Source organism: Streptomyces sp. PL-29, from assembly GCF_058344425.1.
In genome coordinates this window covers 6,741,203-6,761,795 of sequence record NZ_CP136996.1, presented here as the reverse complement: position 1 = coordinate 6,761,795, position 20,593 = coordinate 6,741,203, and the positions used below count along the sequence as shown (strand labels likewise).

The following is a 20,593-nucleotide window of genomic DNA, read 5'->3' as shown; positions in this document are numbered from 1 at the left end:
CCCCCGGTACGTACGCGGGGCAGGTGGTCCTCGTGACCGGCGGCGGCACCGGCCTGGGCAAGGCCGTGGCCGCCGAGTTCGCGCGACTCGGCGCCGATCTGCTGATCGCGGGCCGCCGCCCCGAGCAGCTCAAGGCGGCGCGGCGGGAGCTGGCGGCCGTGCCGGGCGCCGGCCGGGTGGCCGCCGCCGTCTGCGACATCCGGGACCCCGAGCGCATCGCCGAGGTCTTCGGGGCGGCCGAGGCGGGCCTCGGGCTGCCGGACGTGCTGGTCAACAACGCGGCCGCCAATTTCCCGTCCCCGGCCGAGGACCTCTCCCCGAACGCCTGGCGGGCGGTCGTCGACATCACCCTGACCGGCACCTGGTTCACGACCCGCGAGTTCGCCCGCCGCCACCTCGCGGCGGGCACCCCCGGCTCGATCGTCAACATCGGCGCCTCGTACGCCTGGACGGGCGGGCCGGGCTTCGCCCACAGCGCCGCCGCCAAGGCCGGGGTGAAGAACCTGGTGGAGACCCTTGCCGTGGAGTGGGGACCGTACGGCATCCAGATCAACGGGCTCGTCCCGGGTCTGTTCCCGCACGCCGACATGACCGCGGACATCCGCGAGGGCCTGGAGCGGGCCGCACCCGGCGCCGGGGAGGCCCGGCAGCCAGAACGCCCGGCCCTCGGCCCGCAGCAGCACGGCTCGCACCGAGGCGTCGAAACGGATCCGGTCCGCGAGCAGGCCGAGCTGGCGGCTGGACTCCCAGCTCCAGCCGTTGAGCCGGTCCGGGCGGCACAGGGTGAGGACCGCCACGCCGTCCGCGACCTCCAGCCGGATCCGCTCCTCGCCCTCGGCGATCTCCGTCGAGATGGTGTCGATCACCGTATCCCGCACCTCTCGCCCGACCGACGACCCGGAACTGATGCACCGTCAGACTAGGGGTGGGAGGTCAGCGGGGGAAGACCTCGAACGCTACCGCCGGGCGCCCGCCGAACCGGGCCGCCACCCGCTCTGCGTTCCCGGTGAGGAACGTGCGGACGTACTCCTCGGGGTCCTGGTCCGTCAGCGCCTCGATGTAGGCCCGGTGCTCCAGCAGGGAATGCACCGAACGCTCCAGGCCGGGACCGGCATCGGCCGCGTGGGTGGGCGTGCTCGTCCCGGCCACCGCCACCCAGCGGACCCCGTTCCACGGTTCCAGGCCCTGCTCGGAGACGAGCTCCGGGAAGATCCAGCGGTTGCCCGCGTCGGCGGCTGCGTCCAGCGTGGCCCGGCCAACGGCCTTGTGGTCCGGGGTGTTCCAGAAGCCGCCGCCCTGCTCCCCGCCCCACGTGTCACGGTGGTTGAGGGTGATGACCAGCTCGGGGCGGTGCCGGCGGATGGCAGTCGCGATGTCCCGGCGCAGGCCGAGTCCGTACTCGACGATCCCGTCGCGGTGGTCGAGGAACTCCACTGCTGACACCCCGACCACGGCGGCGCTCGCGCGCTGCTCGGCCTCGCGCAGCGGGGCGCAGTCGGCGGGGGCGAGGGAGTCGATGCCCGCCTCCCCGCGGGTGGCCAGGAGGTAGACCACCTCGCGGCCGCCGTCCGTCCAGTCGGCGATCGCGGCCGCGCACCCGTACTCCAGGTCGTCCGGGTGGGCGACGACGGCGAGGGCGCGCTGCCAGTCGGTGGGCATGGGCTCCAAGGGGGCCTGTTGATCACGTTGTTCGGTCATGCGTCGCACCCTAGGTGAAGGGGCCGCCACCGGCCGGTAGCGGCCCCCTCGGAAGCCGATCCCGCCCGCACGGCATCCCCCCGGTGGCCCCGGTGGCCCGTCTTCCGCCGCTGCGCGACGCGCGGCCGGTGGGTACGGTCCCACAGGGGCCCGCACCCCCCGCCGGCCCCGCTGGATGAGGGGCCGGACCGGCGGATCGATGTGGGGTCAGCCGATGGGGCGCGGGGTCGCGTCCATCCCCGTTGCCGTACCACGGAACCAGACGGCCTTGCCGTCGGCGCCGACGGCCGCCAGGTCGGCGAGCCCGTCGCGGTCGAAGTCGCCGGCCGAGACCAGCGTCGGATACGCGGTCCGGTCCAGGCCCGAGCCGATCTTCACGCGCTGCGCCGCGGCCCAGCTCGTGGGGTCGAGCCGGCCGGCAGCGTCCTCGGCCCCCCTCACGACGTACAGGTCGCCCGAGACGTCGTCGCGCGCCCACAGGTCGGTGGCGCCGTCGCCGTCGGTGTCGCCCGGGACGATGACCGAGACGGCGTCCCAGCCGCCGTCGCCGACGAGGACCGGAGCACCGTTCATGTCGAGGTACCCGATCCGACTGCCCGCGTACGCCCAGAGCTTCGCGCCCTGCTTGACCAGCAGGTCCGGCTCGCCGTCGCCGTTGAAGTCACCCGCGTCGGCGATGTCCTGAGCATCGGACCAGTGCTCGTTGCCCCGCACCGGGTCGCTCTCGATGGCGCTCAGAAGCATGCCGTCGTGCGGACGGACACTGCCGAGACCGGTGTTGGGGAGGACTCGGATCTGCTTGGCACCCAGGCCTTCGACCGTCTCGAGCACCAGCAGGTCGTTGTAGCCGTCCTCGCCCCAGTCCCCGCCGACGGCGATCCGACTTCCGGGAGCGAACGACGCCCCGGCGTCGACCGGTGCGGCGAAGGTGCCGTCGGCCCGACCGGCCGAGAAGCGGAGCCTTCCATCGGGGTCGAGAGTCCACAGGTCGCGCAGACCGTCGCCGTTCAGGTCGCCAGCTGCGTCGCGCACCCCGCCGTTCCCGAGGGCCCAGATGCTGTACACGGCCTGGTCCGAGCGCCGCCCGGACCGGTCGAGGCTGTACGCGTAGATCATGTGGGGTCCCGAGCCGGTGGGCGTGATCACAGCACTGGTGCCCGGCGCCACGGTGACCTGCCTCGGATCGAAGTCCGACCAGTAGACGATCTTGTCGATGTTGGCGGCACCGCCGGTGCCGAAGGTGAACGTGCCCGGCGTACGCGCCTTCCCAGTCCCCGCGGGCACCCCGTTCGACGCGTCGGGGAACTCGGGAGAGCTGATCACCGGCGGCGCGGGACGGCCGATGGCCACGTCCAGCTGCGCGGTCGCCGGGGCGAAACGCTTCCAGGCCGAGGAGTCGGATTCGTCGGAGGCGAACAGGCCGACGGTGACAGTGGTCTGGGACGTGGCCGCCGCCTCCTTCACGAGCGCGGTGGCATCGAACTCGAGGTCGCCCGCCGCACAGCCTTCACCGCCCTTGGCATCCGTCACCGTGGCCAGCCGGGTCTCCCTCCCGGGCTGCAGCTTCCACGTGGTCCGAGCCGAGATGGCACCAACGCTCCACAGTTCCACCGGACGGCCCGCGCAGGACGCCGACCCCGTGTTGGCGATCCTGAAGGTCGCTTTGGAGACCGTGGCACCCCTGAACGCGCTGGTGTCCAGACGGAGGTAGGCGCGCGACAGCCCCTGCGCGCCGCCCTCGTCGCCGACGCGGAGGTCGTCGGAGGTGTTCCAGTAGGAGCGGTTCGGCTCCCTCTTGGACACACGCGTCCAGGCCTGCGCGGTGGCCGGGGCCTCCGCCGCACCCGTGGCGCTGCCCATCGTCGCGGCGACGGCGGCCGGCGCTGTTCCTGCCACCGCCCCGGTCACGGCCAGCGCGCCGGCCAGGGCCAGTGGGACGGCGCTCGACATCCTTCTCGACATGCATGCTCCACACATGAGTTCGGTTCCTCCGGGACGAGGACCCACCTTAGCCGGGTGATCAACTTCTGCGGGAATGATTATTCGGGCGCCCCGCACGTCCTTGACCTGCGAGGACACCGGTCATGCCGCGTCGTGCACCAGGGCCAGCAGGCGATCCAGGACGCGGGTGCCGCCCGCGCGCAGGCCGTCGTGCTCGAACTCGTCCGTCACCCAGGTCCGCAGGCCCCGGACGGCACGGGCCGTGCTCAGCGCGTGCTCCGTGTCCACGTACATGTCGTCGTGGTAGACCGCGGCCGCCACCGGCACCTCGTTGGCCGCCAGCCGCTGCGGATCGTAGAGGGGCTGCCAGCCCGTACGGGCGGCCAGCAGGTCGGCGGTCTCGCGCAGCGGGGCGAGCGCCGGGTCGGTGGTGAAGTGCCAGGGGTGGATGGTCTCGCCGGTGAAGAGCACGGGGGCGTCACCTGCGAGGGCCTTGCGGGCGTCGAAGCGGGGGTGTTCCGCCAGGACCCGGTCGGCGGCCCAGTCGGTGGGCGCGGCCGGGTCCTGGGCGTAGATCGCCTCGTGAAGCAGTGCGTAGAGGGGGTGCCCGGCGAAGGAGAGGTGGGAACGAGTGCCTTCCAGGAAGGCGTCGGAGAGGGCCGGTCCGGCAGGAGTGGAGACGAAGGCGTCCTCCAGCATGTAGTGCAGCTGGTGGCTGCCGTCGCCGCTGCCGAGGAGGATGCCGAGGGACTGGAAGGCCTCGACCGTCAGGACATGGCCGCCGGGAATTTCGGCCGGCTGTTCCGCGAGGTGGGCGGCGATCCGGCGGGCCCGCTCGGCGTCCATCGGGTAACGGGCGTAGTGCGCTGCATTCTTGCGCTCAATGCGCGGGCAGGCGGCCCGATAGACCTCGTCGGCGGTGGCGGTCAGCGCGGGCAGGCCGCCGGTGATCAGGGCGGCGGCGAGCCCCTCGGGAGCGCTGGAGAGGTAGCGGACCGTGCAGAAGCCGCCGAAGCTCTGGCCGAGCACGGTCCAGGGTGCGCCGCCGGTGAGGCCGGGGCGGATCATCTCGGCGTCGCGCACGATGGAATCCGCCCGGAAGTGGGCAAGGTGGTCGGCCTGCTGGGCGGGGGTGCCACGCAAGGGCAGTGTCTGCCGGTTCAGCGGGGTTGACCGGCCGGTGCCGCGCTGGTCCAGGAGGAGCACCCGGTAGTCCTGGAGGGCCCGCTCCAGCCAGGCCTGGCGGCCGACGAAGCGGCGGGCGCCGAAGCCCGGGCCGCCCTCCAGGTACAGAAGCCAGGGCAGGGTCTGCGGATCCTTGCCCGTGGCGACCACCTCGCGGCCGTACAGCTCGATCCGCTCCCCGTCCGGGCGCGCGTGGTCCAGGGGGACGGAGAACCGGTGGTCGGTGAGGACCGTGCCGGGCTGACGGTAGCGGTGGACGATGGTCACGGACGACCCCCAGGGATGCGAGGTACGGAAGTTCCGTGCCCCGGCCGGGTGAGGCGCCGGCGGGCACGGCGGTCCGCCCGAGTCTAGGGGCGCCCCGAGGGTGTCGTGCCGGTCGGGCCGACCGGCACGACGCCGGCCGCGGGGTGTCCGGGACAGGCGCTGGACGCGATCCCCAACCCCGGTCGCCTTCCGCGGGTGCGCGGAAGGCGACCGGGGTGCGCGGAAGGCGGTGGCCGGGCCTCCGGAGCCGCAGCTGCCTGGACGGGTCAGAACTCGACGACCGAGCGGAGCACCTCGCCGCGCTCCATCCGGGTGAAGGCGTCCTCGACCCCGTCGAGCGGGATGGTTTCGGAGACGAAGGCGTCCAGGTCGAGCCGCCCCTGCAGGTAGAGGTCGATCAGCAGGGGGAAATCCCGCTCGGGCAGGCAGTCGCCGTACCAGGAGGACTTCAGGGCGCCGCCGCGGCCGAAGACGTCCAGGAGGGGGAGTTCGAGCTTCATCTCCGGGGTGGGCACGCCGACCAGGACCACCGTCCCGGCCAGGTCGCGGGCGTAGAAGGCCTGCTGGTAGGTCTCGGGACGGCCGACGGCGTCGATGACGACGTCGGCTCCGTTGCCGCCGGTCAAAGCCTGGACCGCCTTCACGACGTCCTCGGTGCGGCCGTTGACGGTGTGTGTGGCGCCGAGGCCGCGGGCCCATTCCAGCTTCCGGTCGTCCAGGTCCACCGCGATGATCCGCGAGGCGCCCGCGAGCCTGGCGCCGGCCACGGCCGCGTTGCCCACTCCCCCGCAGCCGATGACGGCGACGGAGTCGCCGCGCCCGACGTTCCCGGTGTTGAGGGCGGCGCCGAGGCCGGCCATCACGCCGCAGCCGAGGAGTCCGGCTGCGGCGGGGGCCGCGGCCGGGTCCACCTTGGTGCACTGGCCGGCCGCGACCAGGGTCTTCTCGGCGAAGGCGCCGATCCCGAGGGCCGGGGAGAGCGGGGTGCCGTCCTCCAGTGTCATGGGCTGGGTGGCGTTGTGCGTGGCGAAGCAGTACCAGGGGCGCCCGCGCTTGCAGGCCCGGCAGGTCCCGCACACCGCTCGCCAGTTGAGGACGACGAAGTCGCCCGGCGCCACGGAGGTGACGTCCGGCCCGACCGACTCGACGATTCCGGCGGCCTCGTGGCCGAGCAGGAAGGGGAACTCGTCGTTGATCCCGCCTTCGCGGTAGTGCAGGTCGGTGTGGCAGACCCCGCAGGCCTGCACCCGGACGAGCGCCTCCCCCGGTCCCGGGTCGGGCACGAGGATCGTCGTCGTCTCCACCGGTGCGCCCTTGCTCCGGGCGATGACCCCTCGTACTCGATGTGTCACGTCGTACCCCGCTCTGATCGGTTCGGTATGGATCAACGAACGTACACGGACGGCACCCGGTAAGGGAGTTGTGTCACGCTTCGGCGCGCGACCCGGCCAGATCCGGTGGTAGGGCGGCGCGAACTGCGGCGCCGAAGGCGGCCACGGCGGGGTGGGCGGCGGCCCCGCTGCGGAAGGCGAGGCCGGTGCGCCGCTGCATCACCAGCCGGGTGAGGCGCACCGCCGGGTCGGGGCGGCCCGCCACCCCGAGCTGGGGTACGACCGCCACGCCCTGGCCCGCCGCGACCAGCGCGAGCACGGTCGCGAAGTCGTCGACCTGGTGGCGCACCCGGGGGGTGAACCCGGCCGCCTGGCAGGCCCGTGTCGTCATGGTGTGGCAGAGGGTGCCGTCCGTGGCGGTGATCCAGGGGGACCTGGCGTGCGTGCGCAGGGCCGCGCCCTGGTCGGGCGCCGGGGGCGGCTGCGGGAGGTCCCCGGCGGTCGCCCGGCCGCCCGGCGGGCCCGACCCCCCGGCCGCCCCGGGACTCCCGCCGGTCGGCTCGGCCAGGTACATCGCCTCGCCGTACAGGGGCTCGGTGTCCAGCCCCGGCTCCCGCTCGGCGGGTACGAAGTCGTACGCGTGGACCAGTGCGACGTCCAGGTCCCCGGCCCGCAGGGCATGGGCGACCGCCGCCGGGTCGGTCTCGCAGAGCATCGGTTCGAGCCCCGGGTGGCGACGGGCGAGGGTCATCAGGGCAGCCGGGACGATCGCGCGGGTCGCGGTGGGGAAGGCACCGATCCGCAGGGCGCCGGCGAGGCCCCCGCGGGCCTCGGCGAGGTCGGCGTCCGCCTGCTCCAGCCGCTCCAGGACCGCCTCGGCGTGCCGCACCAGGTTCTGCCCGGCCGGGGTGAGCCGCACCCGCCGGCCGGTGCGCTCCAGCAGGGGCAGGCCGGCCTCCCGTTCCAGCACGCCGAGCTGCTGGGACACCGCCGAAGGGCTGAAGCAGAGGGCCTCGGCCACAGCGGCGATCGTGCCGCGGCAGGCGAGTTCGCGCAGCAGGCGCAGGCGCCGTACATCGAGCATCGGCTCAGCTTACGCAGGGAGTAAGAAACGTGAACTGGATTCGATGCTCGCGGGCGGTGAGGCTCGTGCGCATGACACAGAACACCTCACAGAACACCTCACAGAACGCGTCCCGGAACACGTCAGGGAACACCGCAGCGGTCCCGCTCCACGGGATCCACGTACCGCTCGTCACTCCCTTCACCCTCACCGGGGAGATCGCCGCAGAGGCCCTGGAGGGGCTCGCCCACGCGGTGCTCGACGGGGGCGCCACCGGGATCGTCGCCCTCGGTACGACCGGGGAGGCGGCCTGCCTCGACGAGGCGGAGCGCGAACGCGTGACCGGTGTGTGCGCCCGGGTGTGCCGGGAGCGCGGGGCCCTGCTGACCGTGGGGGTGGGGGCGGTCGGCACCCGGGCCGCGGAGGCCTCGCTGGCGGGGCTGGCTCGGTGGCCACGCGCGGGGGCGGCTCTCGTCACCGTCCCGTCCTTCGTGCGGCCTTCGCCGGCCGGAGTGTTGGCGCACTTCGGGCGGCTGGCCAGGGTGAGTCCCGTACCGCTGGTCGTCTATCACATCCCGCACCGCACGGGGCAGCCGCTGGACGCCGCCGCGCTGCGGGCCCTCGGTTCGCTGCCCGGGATCGCCGGGGTGAAGTACTCCACGGGCAGCATCGACCAGGACGCGATGGAACTGCTCGGTGACCGGCCGGCCGGCTTCCAGGTGCTGGCCGGGGACGACCTGTACGTGTCACCGATGCTCGCCATGGGCGCGTCGGGCGGGATCCTGGCCTCGGCCCACCTCGCGACGGAGCGGTTCGCGGAGCTGGCCGAGGCCTGGCGGGCGGGGAACGCGGTCCATGCCCGGGCACTGGGGCACGCACTGGCCGGCCTGTCGGCGGCGCTCTTCGCCGAGCCCAATCCGGCCGTCGTCAAGGGCGTGCTCCACGCCCAGGGCCGCATCCCGGCCGCCGCCGTGCGGCTCCCTCTGCTCCCGGCCTCGGATGCGGCGGTGGCATCCGCCCTGGAGCGGCTGGAGCGGCTGGAGCGGCTGGCGGGGCTGGAACGGCCGGCGGGGCTGGAGCGGCCGGCGGGGCTGGACGCTCCCTCTCCCGAGGGGAGCGCGGGGGCCATCGGCGCCGCGAAGGGAAGTCAGCTCCGGGAGGGGGAAATCGGCGCCGGAAAGAGTGCCGGATGGGCGTTTTGACCTCTACGCGCGAGTCGCCCGAATAAGCCCACCAGGTACCGGACTTACCCCTATTGACCCGCGGCGGTCCAGCTGGTGATGTCAGTCACGCGGGACACGTCAACATCATTTCCCCCGAGAGGCCGATTCCCTTTTCCCGGAAAGGGAATCGGCCTTTCCGTCGAGATGCCCACAAGGTCATTTCCGGTGCGGATAGCGGGATGTCGATCTATGGGTGGAATTCGGGGCTTGTTCCCGCCCGGCGGGCTCACCTACGGTCACCTCACTCCAGGTGACGGGCGGCCCCGTACGGCCCCGCCATCCGGATCTCCCGTCCCCCCACGTGAGGAATTCCGCCATGCCTGCAAAGGGTAAGCACCGTCGGCCGAAGCAGAACCCGATCACCCGTAAGCTGGCCCTCGCCGGCACAGGTGGCGCGGCCCTCACGCTCCCGCTGATCAGCGCGACGACCGCAGGAGCGGTCGGGACGAGCGCACCGGCAGCGGCGGTGACCAGCGTCACCGCGGCCACCGCGGTGAACGTGGCGGCGACCCCTCCCACCACGTATTCCGTGGTCGCCGGCGACACCCTTTCGGAGATCGCCGCGGACCACTCCCTCAGCGGCGGATGGAAGCAGCTCTACGAGGCGAACCGCGCGGTGGTCGGCGACAACCCTTCGGTCATCCGACCCGGAATCAAGCTGAAGATCGTCTCCCAGGCGAAGACCGCCACGGCCGCCACCGCCGCGTCCAAGACCGCCGCCAAGCCGGCAGCCTCCTACCCGAACAATCTCGACGGGTGGATCCGCGAATCCCTCGACGTGATGGCCAAGCACGGAATTCCCGGCAGCTACAACGGAATTCACCGCAATGTGATGCGGGAGTCCTCGGGCAACCCCAGGGCGATCAACCTGTGGGACATCAACGCCCGGAACGGAATTCCCTCCAAGGGACTGCTCCAGGTCATCGACCCGACCTTCAAGGCCTACCACGTGCCCGGCACTTCGCTGGACTCCTACGACCCGGTCGCCAACATCACCGCGGCCTGCAACTACGCGGCCGCCCGCTACGGCTCCATCGACAACGTCAACGGCGCCTACTAGCGGCTGCCGGTGCGGGCGGGGCCCCGGCCGCCGGCCGCGGCACGCAGGAGGATCCGCAGGGGCGCGGTGAGGCCGTAGCCCACGTCGCGGCGCAGCGCGCCGGCACCGGCCCGCTCGACGGCGGCCAGCTGGTGGGCCATCAGGTCCACCATGGTGGCGATGACGGGGCGGAGTCCCGGCTCGGCGAGGTCGAGGATGCCGTGGGTCGCGTCGAGGGCCGTCCGGGCGCGCCGGGTCTCGGCGGCGAGGAGGGCCCGTACGGCAGGGGTGTCACGGGCCGCCTCCAGATCGGCCCGGGTCACAGAATGCTCGTCGAGGCGGGCGCGCGGGAGGCAGAGCCGGCCGTCGGCCAGGTCGCCGTGGAGGTCGGCGAGGAAGTCGACGCGCTGAGCCGCGTCGACGAACCGGCGCCAGCCGGCGGCCTGTTCGGGATCCGGGCCGCCCTGGTACTGCAGGCCGGTGAAGACGACGACCCCGGGCCAGGCGTACGCGTCGAGGTAATGCTGGAAATCCGCTTCGTCGGCGAAGCCGCCGAGGGCCGCCTCCGCGGTGGCGGCGCCCGCCAGGAAGCGGGACACCCAGTGCCCGGGCAGCCCCCGGGAGTGCACGGCATGGGCGTAGGCCCGCAGCACGGGATCGGGGCTGTCCCCGGATTCCAGCGCGGCCTCGACCCGTGCGGTCAGCGCGGCGAGGGCGGAGGCCCGTTGCTGCGGGGTGCCGGTCTCGGCCACGTCGTCGACGAGGTTCATGAAGGCGAGACCGGCGGCGAGGGCCGGTACCAGCGGCGGCGCGGCGAGCAGTCGCAGCGCCAGGTACGGCGCGGGTTCGCGGCGGAGCACCCGGCGGGCGGCGTGGGTGTAGTCGTCCCGCAGCGGGGGGCCGGATATCCCGGCCGCCGTGAGGGTGGTGCGCCAGCTGGGCATGGTGGTGAGGCTCCTCGGTGTGCGCGTGGAGGGAAGTGCGGGCGCGCGGACGCGCCCTCGTTCGGCTGCGGAGCCGTGCGGCCCGGTGCGGGCCCGGGCCGGTCAGGTGGCGGTGACCTTCCTCAGGCTGCCGTCGGTCTTCCACAGGACATAGCCGCCACGGCCGTACTCGTCGCTGAGGTAGGTGCGGATCGAGGGGACCTGGTCCATCATCCAGGGGTCGACGATGACGTGGCGCGAGGTCGGCTTCTCGACCTTCAAGTCCTTCTGGGATTGCTCCAGCATGCCGGGCAGCGCGTCCCAGTTGACCGTGGCCATGTCGATCAACGGCTCGCCCTCCTCGACTGTGCCGTCCGGTCCGGTGCGCGAAGCGACGCCGTCCCGGTACTGCCAGGAGTCGACGGTCTCGGCTCCGGCCGCGGTGGGGATGGAGGCCAGGATGTAGCCGTCGTAGAGCGTCATGTCGACGAAGGTGGTCGTCCCCGTCGCCTTCTTGAACGCCTCCAGGGCGGTGCGGATGTTCCCCGGCGTCATCATGCTGCCCCGGGGCGCGTCCGCCGTCTGCGCGCTCGCTCCGGGCGTGGGAGCCGAGACGGCGTTCCGCCCGGACGGCGCGGCGGAGGCGCCGGCCGCGCGCGTCGCGGCACCGCCCGTCGCCTCGTCGTCGCCGGAATTGCCGTCGGGCAGCAGCTGGACGATGCCGGCGATCGCTGCCGCCAGGACCGCGGTGACCACGGCGCCGATGAGGGCCGGACGCCTGCGCGCGGATGATGCCACCGGTCGCGGTGCGGTCGGAGCCGCGTAGGGAGAGCCTCCGGAACCGTAGGGCGGCGGGACGGGCGGGGTGTGCGGGGCACTGTTCGGCGCGTAGGGGCCGAACTGCCCGTACGGGCCGGGCACGGCCGGGGAGGCGGCGGGCGGCGCGGAGACGGCCGCGGGGCCGGCGCCCGCACCGAGAGCGGCGCTCGCGTCCCGGAGCAGGTGTTCCAGCTGTGCTCCGTCGGGGCGCGCGGCCGGGTCCCGCACGAGCAGCCGTTCCAGTACGGGCCCCAGCGGGCCGGAGCGGACCGGCGCGGGGATGGGCTCGTCGAGTACGGCGACGACGGTGGCCAGGCTGGTGGCCCGGCGCAGCGGGTGGCTCCCCTCGGCGGCCACGTAGAGCAGCATGCCGAGCGACCACAGGTCGGAGGCGGCCAGCCCCTCCTCCCCGCGGACCCGCTCGGGCGCGATGTACTCCGGGGAGCCGATCAGCACTCCCGTCGCGGTGAGCGCGGTGGAGTCGTGCAGCGCGGCGATGCCGAAGTCGGTCAGCACGGCCGACCCGTCGGGGCGCAGCAGCACGTTGGCGGGCTTCACGTCACGGTGGAGGATCCCCTCGGCGTGCGCGGCGCGCAGCGCGGACAGCACGTCGAGGCCGAGCCGCGCCACCTCGGCGGGCGGCATGGGGCCGGACTCCAGGCGGTCGTGCAGGGAGCCTCCCCGGACCATCTCCATGACGATCCACGGGTGCCCGTCCGTGCCGTCCGCGGGCTCGACGATGTGGTGGATCGTCACGACGTGGGGGTGGGCGAGGCGGGCGAGGGCGCGTGCCTCGCGGACGGCACGTTCACGCATCTGGTCCGCGAGGCCGGGCTGGGCGGCTGCGGTCGCCGGGTCCGGCGGGCGCACCTCCTTGAGAGCCACTTCTCGGTGCAGGGCGATGTCGCGCGCCCGCCAGACGGTACCCATGCCGCCGCTGCCCAGGGGCGCGACCAGTTCGAAGCGCCCGTCGATCAGCCGTCTGCCGGCCTCACTCGTGTCCATGGCGGATCATCGTAAGTGCCGCCGCGGTCAGCAGCGCCGCCGGTCCACCGTGACCGTTCCCTGGACGGCTGTCACCGTGCGGTCGTAGCACCCGCCGGGCACCTGCGCCCCGTACAGCCGGTGTCGGACGGTGGTGGTGGCGACCGCGTGGCGCTGGTCGCGCGGGACGTTCGCGGTGTAGGTGGCGTCGCCGGTGTACCGGTCGTCGAGCCGGGAGGTCCCGATGGTCCGGCCGCCGCGCAGGGTGACGGTGTCCGCGTGGTCGCCCAGGGTCAGGACCGTGCGCAGGCGGTCGCCCGCGCCGAGGGTGGTCTCGCCGTCCATGGTGTAGGTGCGGCCTGTCCGGGTGGTCGTCGGTCCGTGCGTCACGCTCTCGTCGTCGGTCCAGGCCGCGGTCAGCGCATCGCGGCTCTCGCCCTCGGTCCAGCGGTGGGCGGAGGTGTGGTGCACGGAGCGGCTGACGGTGGTGGCCACCCGGCCGCGGGAGGTGTTGAGGTATCCGGCGGTGGTCAGCCGGTGGCCGCCCTCGGTGTCCACCCGGTGCAGTTCGCCCGGGACTGCGGGGGTCCAGCGGGAGTGGCCCGTCGGGGCGCTCTCCTCATGCCGCGTGAGGGCGCCGGTGACGACCCGGCGGGCCTCGTCCTGCCAGAGCAGCAGGTTGGTGGGGGTGCTCCAGCCGCTCTGCCCGGCGGGCAGCCCCGCGACGGTCACCTCGATGCGGTGCGGGCGGCCGTCGTTGAGGAGGGCGGCGTAGGGCGTGAGGTCGTAGCGGATCGGCTGGACGTCGAAGGCGCGCGGGCCGGGGGTGACGTACCAGAGGAAGGGGTTGGACCAGCCGCCGGTCCAGACGGTGGGGAAAGGCGCGGCGATGCCGGCGAGCCGCCCGTCGACGAGGACGCGGACCTCGCGGTGGGGGCCGCCGTCGGCTGTGCAGGAGTACGGGGTTCCGGCGGGGGTGGTCAGGTACCAGTACTCCTCGCAGCCGCCGCCGGAGCCGGTGGCGTACACCTCGGCGAGCAACCGTTCGGTGTTGCGCGGAGTGGTGATCGTCGGCGTGATGAGGGGCAGCACCCGGTCGGGGGTATCGGGTGCGGGGGTGCGTCCGTCGGCCGCGTAGAAGGTCAGGGTCACCGTGACGTCGATGACGCCGGTATAGGTGTCGTTCACGACGTTGCCGATGAGCATCTCGACGGGCTGCGGGCGGGCAAGGGTGTCGCGGTAGCGGGTGACGTCCTTCTCGACGGACCAGGCGATGCCGTCGGGCGAGGGCTGGGGCGTCGAGGTGCGCAGGATCTCCACACCGCCCAGGGAGAGGTGGCCCAGGCGGTCGTACTGGCGGCCCTTGACCTTGCCGTCGAGGCGGAGCACCACTGCGGCCCAGTCGGCCGCGCCGCAGGCGGTGGGGGGCGTGTAGTGGCCGCGGAAGGGGGTGAAGTCGCGGAACCGGGCCTGCGCGAGGGTCACCCGGCAGGACCGGGTGGCGGGCTTGGTGACGGGCGGAGCGGCGGTGAGGGGGTCGTGCCAGTCGGTGCCGAACTCGGCGGGCGGCGGGTCGGCCGGTGGCAGCCCCTGCGCGGGACCCGCGGCGGCCAGGGTGCCGGCGGCCAGCGCGAGCGCTCCGAGCAGGCCCGTGATCCTGTGTCGTCTCATGGACCGGCAGTGAAACCCGGTGCGCCGGGCGGCGGCCAGGCCCCAAGGGCCGGACCTGGCCGGTTCCGGTCGTCAGCCGCGCAGGACGACCACTCCGTCGTCGTCCGCGTGGACGGTGTCCCCGGTGCAGAAGGTGACCCCGCCGATGGTGACGGGCTCGTCCACGGCGCCGGCGCCGGTCTTGCCGCTCTTGCGGGGGACGGTGCCCAGGGCCTTCACACCGAGGTCGAGCCCGCCGAGGGCCACGCTGTCGCGGACTGAGCCGTTGATGATCAGGCCTGCCCAGCCGTTGCGTTCGGCGGCGCCGGCGATGAGGTCGCCGACCAGGGCGGTGTGCGGCGAGCCGCCTCCGTCCACGACGAGGACGGCGCCCCCGCCCGGAGCGTGAAGCAGTTCGCGCAGCAGGGCGTTGTCCTCGTGGCAGCGGACCGTCCGCACGGGGCCGGCGAAGAGCCTGCGGCCGCCGAACTGCCGGAATCCGGTGGTGCAGATGCCGAGGGCTTCGCCGTGCTCGTCGTACAGGTCTGCGGTGGGGACAGGGGTGACGCTCATGTCGGTACCGGTTCCTCGCTACTCGTTCTCCTGGGTCGCGCCGTGCGAACAGGGTAGGGGGCCGGGCCTCGCCGGCGGGGGCGGGGGCGGTGGCGAGGCAAGGCAAGGCAAGGCCCGACAACGGCCGGAACCCGGCGGGCCCGAGGGCGACGCGCCGGGGATCCGCGCGAGGCGAAACGTTTCCGCGCAGCCTTTCCCCGCAGCCTTTCCCCGCAGCCTTTCCCCGCAGCCTTTCCGCGCAGCCTTTCCGCGCACCGTTTCCACGGAGCGTTTCCGTGCACCGTCGCGCGGCCCCCGGGATCAGACGGGAACCCGTCCCCCGGGTACGGCCAGTTCGGCCGCGGCGGCCGACACCCCGGTCGGTGGGGCGCCCGTCGGAGCGGCCGGCGCCCGGGTCAGCAGGACCACGCCCCGCGCCGCCACGAGGGCTCCGGCCCCCGCCAGCACCAACCCGGCCGGCCCGCCCTGGAGGCGTTCGCCGAGCAGGGCCGCACCGATGGCGGCCGCGGCAAGCGGGTTGGCCAGGTTCACCACGGCGAGCGGGGCGCCGAGCCCGCCGCCCCGGTAGGCCCGCTGCGACAGCAGCATCCCGCCGACCGCGAACATCACGACCAGCAGCGCCACGGCGACGACCCGGACGCTCAGCAGCGATCCCCCGCGGCCGCCCGCGACGGCCACGGTCTGGGTCAGTGCGGAGGCCACCGCGGAGGCCAGCCCGGAGGCGGTGGCGTGCCGCAGGCCCGTGCCCGGGTCCCTGACCGCGGTCAGGAGCAGGATCACCGCCGTCGTCGTCCCGGAGACGACCAGCGCCTCGGCCAGCGTGAGGGTGTCATCGGGGGCCGGCCCGGAGGCCGGGAGCAGCAGCAGGCCGAGCCCGACGACGGTGGCGAGGGTCCCACGCCATTCGGTGGCCGCCACCCGGCGTCCGGCCCGGCGCGCCCCCATGGGGACGGCGGCCACCAGGGTGAGCGCGCCGAATGGCTGCACCAGGGTGAGGGGCCCGTAGCGCAGTGCCGCCGCGTGCAGCAGGGCCGCGGCCGCGTTCAGTCCGGCCGACCACCACCAGACTCCGGAGCCCAGCAGCGCCCCCGCGCTGCGCGCGGCGCCGGCGCGGGCCAGCCGTTCCTGGGCGACAGCGCCGGCCGCGTAGGCCACGGCCGAGGCGAGGCAGAGCACGACGGCGAGGGCGGTGTCGTTCACCTTCCCGCTCCCACGGACGCGGCGGTGCTCTCCCGGCGCGGCCCCGCGCGCACGGCGCCCTCGGCTTCCGTGCCGTCCTGGCCGCTTCGGGCCCCCGCGCCCGCGTCCGTGTCGTCCCGGCCGCCCGCCCGCGGCCGGGGGACCACCAGCAGGGCGATCCCGAGGAGAGCGGCGGCCACGACCGCGTCGAGCCAGTAGTGGTTGGCGGTGCCGACTATCACCAGCAGGGTCACCAGCGGATGCAGCAGCCACAGCATCCGCCGGGACGAGCTCTTCGCGCCCTTCGCCCCCCGGGTCGCGACGATCACACCGATCGCGAGCATCAGCGCCCAGCCGAAGTGCAGCGAGGGCATCGCGGCGAACTGGTTGGCCAGGGTGTCGGTGTCCGGCGCGGCCCGGTAGACGGAGGGCCCGTAGACCTGACCGGTGTCGACGAGCCCCGCCGTGGGGAGCATCCGCGGGGGCGCCAGGGGATAGGCGAGGTGCAGGACGAGCGCGGCTCCGGTGAGCACGGCGAGCACCCGGCGGGTCCACAGGTAGTGGGCGGGGCGGCGAATGTAGAGCCAGACCAGGAAGAGGGCGGTGGCGGGGAAGTGGACGGCCGCGTAGTAGGTGTTCGCGGTGATCACGAGGGCGTCCCCGTGGAGCAGTAGCCGCTGCACCGCGCCCTCGCCGGGCAGGTGCAGCAGGCGCTCCGCGTCCCAGATCCGGTCCGCGTTGCGGAAGGCCTCGTCGGTGCGGTCGGTCGAGAGCAGTCGGCCCGCCTTGTAGACGATGAAGAAGCCGGCGACGAGCAGCAGCTCGCGTATGAGGCGCCGGCGGGCGGCTCTCGGTCCGCCTGCCGGCCCGGCAGGCGTGGTGTGGGCGGTCATCCCCCGGTCTCTCCTCCTGTTGCGCGCACAGCGACACGCCAGTGTATCGATACATTGTCGTATCGATACGTCGGTGTACCGATACGGTCGCGTTCCCGTACACTTCTCAGCGGAACCAGCAGCCGAGGCGCCCCCGAGGAGAGCCGCAGCCCATGACGTCGACGCCGCCCCCCGCACGCCGCTCCAAGATCACCCCGGAGCGGGAGCAGGAGTTCTACGACGCCGTCCTGGAGCAGCTGCGCGAGCACGGTTACGAGGCCCTGACGATGGAGGGCATCGCCGCCCGGGCCAGCTGCGGCAAGTCCACGCTCTACCGGCAGTGGAAGACCAAGCCCCAGCTGGTGGCCGCCGCCCTGCGCTCCGCACGGCGGGGCACCCTCGCCGCGGTGGACACCGGGACCCTGGCGGGCGACCTGCGCGAGGCGGCCCGGATCGCTGCCGGCACCTCCGGGCGCGACACTCGGCTGACGCAGGCCCTCGGGCACGCCGTCCTCAGCGACGAGGCGCTCCAGGCCGCCCTGCGCGAGGCCCTGGTCGAACCCGAACTGGCGGCCTTCGACGCGATGGTGGAGCGGGCCGTGGCCCGCGGCGAGATCTCCGCGGGCCATCCCGCCGCGGAGTTCCTGCCGGCCCAGCTGATGGGCGTGCTCCGCATCCGGCCGGTATTGGAGGGGCAGTACGCGGACGCCGACTACCTGATCCGGTTCGTGGAGGCGGTCATGCTCCCGTCCCTGGGCCTCGGGCCCGACCGCCCCGCCCGGCCGGCGGCCGGCCAGGCCCCCTGAACCGGCGGGGCACCGTCCCGGTGACCGGACGGCGCCCCGCCCGCGCTGCCTCGTGGGGACGGCGGCAGCGCGCCACCCGGACCGGGCGGTGGCCACTCACCCCAGTGGCCACCGCCCGCTCTGGGCGGACCCTCGGCGGTCTCCTCCGCCGCATTCAGCGGCCCCCGCCCATGACCCGGGTGAACTCCTCCGGGTCGGCGTCGAAGCCCTCCAGCCGTAGGGCGAAGGACCAGGCACCCGAGGCGTCGCGGGTGAACTCGGCGACGGTGGCGGCGGTGGCGGCGGGCACCGCCGCGAAGTCACCCTGGGCGAGGTCGGTGTGGCCCTCGCGGATCCGGAACCCGGTGCCCGCGACATCGGCGAAGGTCTTCGCCCGGCCCGCGCCACCGCCCGCTCCGGCCCGGGTGTCCTGGATGACCACGCCGATCACCACGCGGCCCTTGTCCGGCGCCATCCTGTGCAGTTCGACGGTCATCACCTCGTCGAAGCCGAAGCCCTGGCCGGTGTGGCTGTCCCGGTTGAGGGTGATGGTTCCGTCCGGCGACCGGCTGCCGAAGTGCACGAGTTGGACGGGCGCCCCGTGCGGATCGGCCGCCGGGTAGACCGCGGCGACGATGTCCAGGTCGTTCGCCGGAGTGCCGGCGGGGCTGGGGTCCCACCGCAGCGCGACCTCCACCTTGGCCAGTCCTTTGCGTACACCGGTCACCGAACTCCCCCTTCGTCTGCTGGCATTGCCCTGGCATGATCCCACGGGCGCCGCACCCCGGCCCGAACGGCCGTACTTTCCCGGCCAGTCGGGCCGGCCGGAACGACCGCCGGGCCGCCCTCCACCGCCTGCTACCAGTCGCCGTCCTGTACGGGGCTGCCCGGCCTCGGGGCGTTGCCGAGCGGCTTGACCTGGCCGGGGGCGGGCTCGGCCCACGGGGTGTGGTCGTCGCCGAGCCACTCCCCCACCGGCTTGACCCCACCGAGCACATCGGTCGGCGCCAGATCGGCGGCCGAGTCGTCGTAGTAGTCGAACCACGGCAGCCCGGCCCGGGTATAGGCGGCGCGGTCGACCGGCGAGGGCGGGGGATCCTCGCCCGTGATGCGGCGCCACGCGGGCGGGGTCACCAGGTGCACGAAGACCCGCGCGGACGGCTCCCCGGCCCAGTCGGACAGCGGGCGCTCGTCCCGGTAGACCTCCTGGCGCATGCTGCCGCCGACGCCGAGCCCCATCGCGGGGGCCGCGGGCGCACCCGGCCTGCCGCCCGGACCGGCACCCCGGGGCGCCCCCGGCCCGGCCGGGGCGGGCGGCGCCGCCATCGGCGCGGGGACCGGTCCGCCGAAGCCGCCGCCCGTCGGCGCCGGGCCGGGCGGAGCCCCGTAGAGCCCCCCGCCCTGGGCCGGCGCAGGGGGAGGTACCGGTCGCGCGGCTTCGGCCCGGCGCCACCGCGCCAGCGCCTCGGGGCCCAGCGGGAACACCTGGAGCTGCACGCCGCCGGTGGTCTCCTCACCGGTGACCTGCCCCTCGACCGTGGCACCGAGCCCCAGCGGCACGGCGACGAACTGGCGCACCGTGCCGTCCCCCGAGTTGATCCCGTCCAGCCAGGGCTGCCGGGGCAGCACCGTGTAGTTCTGCGGGGTCCGCGCCAGGCGGCCGCTCCACCGCTCGCCGGAGACGGCGCACACCTTGCCGACGCCGACCTGGAGCGCCGCGGGCGTCCGGGTCCCCCCGAAGCTCAGCCACATGGCCTCGCGCAGGTACACGGGCAGCATCACGCCGCCCTTCGCCAGCCATTCCGACGGGACCGTGTCGGGGTGGTCCTCGACCCTGCGCAGCGGGAATTCACCCAGTCCCGGCGGCAGCGCATGCGTTCCGCTTTCGGGCAGGCGCAGCGTCCGTATGAACCGGATCTGCACTCCTTCTCCCATAAGCAGCGCATTTCCGTCCACCCGTACCGAACCTGTTCCCACACTCGCCCCTTTCTGCTGGTCAGAGCCGGTTTTACCGAAGCAATGACGGTCAAGCCGGATCGTTATCCTCAAGTTTTGCTCAAATGTAGTGACGCTGCGGCCGCCCGCTTCCTAGCTTCCTCGTACACGTGTCCCGACGTGTCGTACGTTCCCGCGGTTCCACACGCCCGGCGATCCCGGTGACGCGTCCCGCGTTCCCCCCAGGAAAGAGTGCAAGCATGAAGGTTCCCCAGGCCGGCGCGGTCGCCGCAGTGATCGCCCTCGCCCTGACCGCATCCGGGTGCGGTGGTGGAGACGAGGACCAGGGGATCCTTCCCATCGGCATCAAGTTCGACCAGCCGGGCATTGGCATGCGCGAGACCGGTGGCACATTCACCGGGTTCGACGTGGATGTCGCCACCTACGTGGCCAAGGAGCTCGGCTACAAGCCGGAGCAGATCGAGTTCAAGCAGGTCCTGAGCAACGACCGTGAGCTGCTGCTCCAGTACAACGAGGTCGAGTTCGTCGTCGCGAGCTATTCGATCAACGAGAAGCGCAAGGAGAAGGTCGATTTCGCGGGCCCGTACTTCGTGGCCCACCAGGACCTGCTAACCCGCGCCGACGACACCTCGATCACCAAAGCCGAGGACCTCAACTCCAAGACGATGTGCTCGGTGACGGGTTCGACCTCCGCCGAGAACCTCAAGAAGAACCTCGCCCCGAAGGCGTCCCTGCTGGAGCTCGGCGGCTACTCGGACTGCGTCGTCGCCCTGCAGGAGGGCCGCGTCGACGCCATGACCACGGACAACGCGATCCTGGCCGGATACGCCGCCCGCAAGGGCAACGAGGGCAAGTTCAAGCTGACGGGCCAGAGCCTCAGCAACGAGAACTACGGCATCGGTGTCAAGAAGGGCGAGAAGGAGCTTCAGCGCAAGATCAACGATGCTCTGAAGAAGATGGTCCAGGACGGCTCCTGGGAAGCGGCCGTGAAGAAGAACTTCGGCGCGAACTACAAGTACGAGCCGGCTCCGGCGATCACCACCGGCTGACGCCCGACGCACGGGTGGCCGTGACCCCTCCGGCAAGGGGTCACGGCCACCCGTGC

At 73.4% G+C, this 20,593-nt stretch carries 18 protein-coding genes; 5 read left to right on the top strand and 13 right to left on the bottom strand.

What is annotated here, in order from left to right:
- Positions 1-23: 23 nt before the first annotated feature.
- The gene (locus R4Z63_RS30800) at positions 24-923 is read left to right on the top strand and encodes an SDR family NAD(P)-dependent oxidoreductase (protein WP_384454260.1); all 900 of its coding nucleotides are present in this window, start codon (positions 24-26) and stop codon (positions 921-923) included.
- A gap of 10 nt (positions 924-933) precedes the next feature.
- Here the strand turns inward: R4Z63_RS30800 and R4Z63_RS30795 are convergent, their stop codons facing one another.
- From R4Z63_RS30795 to R4Z63_RS30775, 5 genes are all read right to left on the bottom strand, one after another.
- A complete protein-coding gene (locus tag R4Z63_RS30795; protein ID WP_384454263.1) occupies positions 934-1,698 on the bottom strand; it encodes a PIG-L deacetylase family protein in 765 nt (254 codons plus the stop codon).
- 207 nt (positions 1,699-1,905) lie between these two features.
- Positions 1,906-3,660 carry a DNRLRE domain-containing protein gene (locus R4Z63_RS30790; RefSeq protein WP_384454266.1) on the bottom strand — a complete coding sequence of 585 codons (1,755 nt, stop codon included), beginning with the start codon at positions 3,658-3,660 and terminating at the stop codon, positions 1,906-1,908.
- 120 nt (positions 3,661-3,780) lie between these two features.
- Positions 3,781-5,085 (bottom strand): alpha/beta fold hydrolase, encoded by a 1,305-nt coding sequence (locus tag R4Z63_RS30785; protein WP_384454269.1) that lies wholly within the window; start codon positions 5,083-5,085, stop codon positions 3,781-3,783.
- A 272-nt stretch (positions 5,086-5,357) separates the two neighbouring features.
- Positions 5,358-6,443 carry an S-(hydroxymethyl)mycothiol dehydrogenase gene (locus R4Z63_RS30780; RefSeq protein ID WP_384456283.1) on the bottom strand — a complete coding sequence of 362 codons (1,086 nt, stop codon included), beginning with the start codon at positions 6,441-6,443 and terminating at the stop codon, positions 5,358-5,360.
- Between the two features lie 73 nt (positions 6,444-6,516).
- Positions 6,517-7,506 carry a LysR substrate-binding domain-containing protein gene (locus R4Z63_RS30775; RefSeq protein ID WP_384456286.1) on the bottom strand — a complete coding sequence of 330 codons (990 nt, stop codon included), beginning with the start codon at positions 7,504-7,506 and terminating at the stop codon, positions 6,517-6,519.
- 71 nt (positions 7,507-7,577) lie between these two features.
- On the opposite strand from R4Z63_RS30775, the gene R4Z63_RS30770 reads away from it, so the two are divergent.
- On the top strand, positions 7,578-8,687 hold the full coding sequence (locus R4Z63_RS30770) for a dihydrodipicolinate synthase family protein (RefSeq protein ID WP_384456289.1): 1,110 nt from the start codon (positions 7,578-7,580) through the stop codon (positions 8,685-8,687).
- Positions 8,688-9,024: 337 nt separating this feature from the next.
- Positions 9,025-9,768 (top strand): transglycosylase SLT domain-containing protein, encoded by a 744-nt coding sequence (locus tag R4Z63_RS30765; RefSeq protein ID WP_384456292.1) that lies wholly within the window; start codon positions 9,025-9,027, stop codon positions 9,766-9,768.
- Here R4Z63_RS30765 and R4Z63_RS30760 read toward each other — a convergent pair.
- From R4Z63_RS30760 to R4Z63_RS30735, 6 genes are all read right to left on the bottom strand, one after another.
- The gene (locus tag R4Z63_RS30760) at positions 9,765-10,691 is read right to left on the bottom strand and encodes a phytoene/squalene synthase family protein (RefSeq protein ID WP_384456295.1); all 927 of its coding nucleotides are present in this window, start codon (positions 10,689-10,691) and stop codon (positions 9,765-9,767) included. The two genes, R4Z63_RS30765 and R4Z63_RS30760, sit on opposite strands and share 4 nt — an antisense overlap.
- A gap of 102 nt (positions 10,692-10,793) precedes the next feature.
- The gene (locus tag R4Z63_RS30755; RefSeq protein WP_384456298.1) at positions 10,794-12,494 is read right to left on the bottom strand and encodes a serine/threonine-protein kinase; all 1,701 of its coding nucleotides are present in this window, start codon (positions 12,492-12,494) and stop codon (positions 10,794-10,796) included.
- A 27-nt stretch (positions 12,495-12,521) separates the two neighbouring features.
- On the bottom strand, positions 12,522-14,144 hold the full coding sequence (locus tag R4Z63_RS30750) for a peptide-N4-asparagine amidase (RefSeq protein WP_037917183.1): 1,623 nt from the start codon (positions 14,142-14,144) through the stop codon (positions 12,522-12,524).
- Positions 14,145-14,216: 72 nt separating this feature from the next.
- Positions 14,217-14,696 carry a ribonuclease E activity regulator RraA gene (rraA, locus tag R4Z63_RS30745; protein ID WP_384456301.1) on the bottom strand — a complete coding sequence of 160 codons (480 nt, stop codon included), beginning with the start codon at positions 14,694-14,696 and terminating at the stop codon, positions 14,217-14,219.
- A gap of 300 nt (positions 14,697-14,996) precedes the next feature.
- A complete protein-coding gene (locus R4Z63_RS30740; RefSeq protein WP_172671263.1) occupies positions 14,997-15,896 on the bottom strand; it encodes a DMT family transporter in 900 nt (299 codons plus the stop codon).
- Positions 15,893-16,768, bottom strand: a complete 876-nt coding sequence (locus R4Z63_RS30735) for a phosphatase PAP2 family protein (protein ID WP_384456305.1) — start codon at positions 16,766-16,768, stop codon at positions 15,893-15,895. The genes R4Z63_RS30740 and R4Z63_RS30735 overlap by 4 nt, the downstream gene beginning before the upstream one ends.
- A gap of 152 nt (positions 16,769-16,920) precedes the next feature.
- Between R4Z63_RS30735 and R4Z63_RS30730 the strand changes: the two genes are divergently transcribed.
- On the top strand, positions 16,921-17,553 hold the full coding sequence (locus R4Z63_RS30730) for a TetR/AcrR family transcriptional regulator (RefSeq protein ID WP_037917177.1): 633 nt from the start codon (positions 16,921-16,923) through the stop codon (positions 17,551-17,553).
- Positions 17,554-17,707: 154 nt separating this feature from the next.
- Here the strand turns inward: R4Z63_RS30730 and R4Z63_RS30725 are convergent, their stop codons facing one another.
- Positions 17,708-18,259, bottom strand: coding sequence for a TerD family protein (locus R4Z63_RS30725; RefSeq protein WP_384455700.1), 552 nt, complete (start codon positions 18,257-18,259; stop codon positions 17,708-17,710).
- 131 nt (positions 18,260-18,390) lie between these two features.
- Positions 18,391-19,467, bottom strand: coding sequence for a hypothetical protein (locus R4Z63_RS30720; protein ID WP_384455697.1), 1,077 nt, complete (start codon positions 19,465-19,467; stop codon positions 18,391-18,393).
- 260 nt (positions 19,468-19,727) lie between these two features.
- Here R4Z63_RS30720 and R4Z63_RS30715 point away from each other — a divergent pair, with 260 nt between their 5' ends.
- Positions 19,728-20,537 (top strand): glutamate ABC transporter substrate-binding protein, encoded by an 810-nt coding sequence (locus R4Z63_RS30715; protein ID WP_384455694.1) that lies wholly within the window; start codon positions 19,728-19,730, stop codon positions 20,535-20,537.
- Positions 20,538-20,593: the final 56 nt, after the last annotated feature.

Bases quoted from the DNA above. Each gene is read 5' to 3' on its own strand.
- R4Z63_RS30795 (WP_384454263.1), bottom strand. From the start codon at position 1,698: ATGACCGAACAACGTGATCAACAGGCCCCCTTGGAGCCCATGCCCACC.
- R4Z63_RS30790 (WP_384454266.1), bottom strand. From the start codon at position 3,660: ATGTCGAGAAGGATGTCGAGCGCCGTCCCACTGGCCCTGGCCGGCGCG.
- R4Z63_RS30775 (WP_384456286.1), bottom strand. From the start codon at position 7,506: ATGCTCGATGTACGGCGCCTGCGCCTGCTGCGCGAACTCGCCTGCCGC.
- R4Z63_RS30770 (WP_384456289.1), top strand. From the start codon at position 7,578: ATGACACAGAACACCTCACAGAACACCTCACAGAACGCGTCCCGGAAC.
- R4Z63_RS30765 (WP_384456292.1), top strand. From the start codon at position 9,025: ATGCCTGCAAAGGGTAAGCACCGTCGGCCGAAGCAGAACCCGATCACC.
- R4Z63_RS30760 (WP_384456295.1), bottom strand. From the start codon at position 10,691: ATGCCCAGCTGGCGCACCACCCTCACGGCGGCCGGGATATCCGGCCCC.
- R4Z63_RS30755 (WP_384456298.1), bottom strand. From the start codon at position 12,494: ATGGACACGAGTGAGGCCGGCAGACGGCTGATCGACGGGCGCTTCGAA.
- R4Z63_RS30750 (WP_037917183.1), bottom strand. From the start codon at position 14,144: ATGAGACGACACAGGATCACGGGCCTGCTCGGAGCGCTCGCGCTGGCC.
- rraA (WP_384456301.1), bottom strand. From the start codon at position 14,696: ATGAGCGTCACCCCTGTCCCCACCGCAGACCTGTACGACGAGCACGGC.
- R4Z63_RS30735 (WP_384456305.1), bottom strand. From the start codon at position 16,768: ATGACCGCCCACACCACGCCTGCCGGGCCGGCAGGCGGACCGAGAGCC.
- R4Z63_RS30730 (WP_037917177.1), top strand. From the start codon at position 16,921: ATGACGTCGACGCCGCCCCCCGCACGCCGCTCCAAGATCACCCCGGAG.
- R4Z63_RS30720 (WP_384455697.1), bottom strand. From the start codon at position 19,467: ATGGGAGAAGGAGTGCAGATCCGGTTCATACGGACGCTGCGCCTGCCC.
- R4Z63_RS30715 (WP_384455694.1), top strand. From the start codon at position 19,728: ATGAAGGTTCCCCAGGCCGGCGCGGTCGCCGCAGTGATCGCCCTCGCC.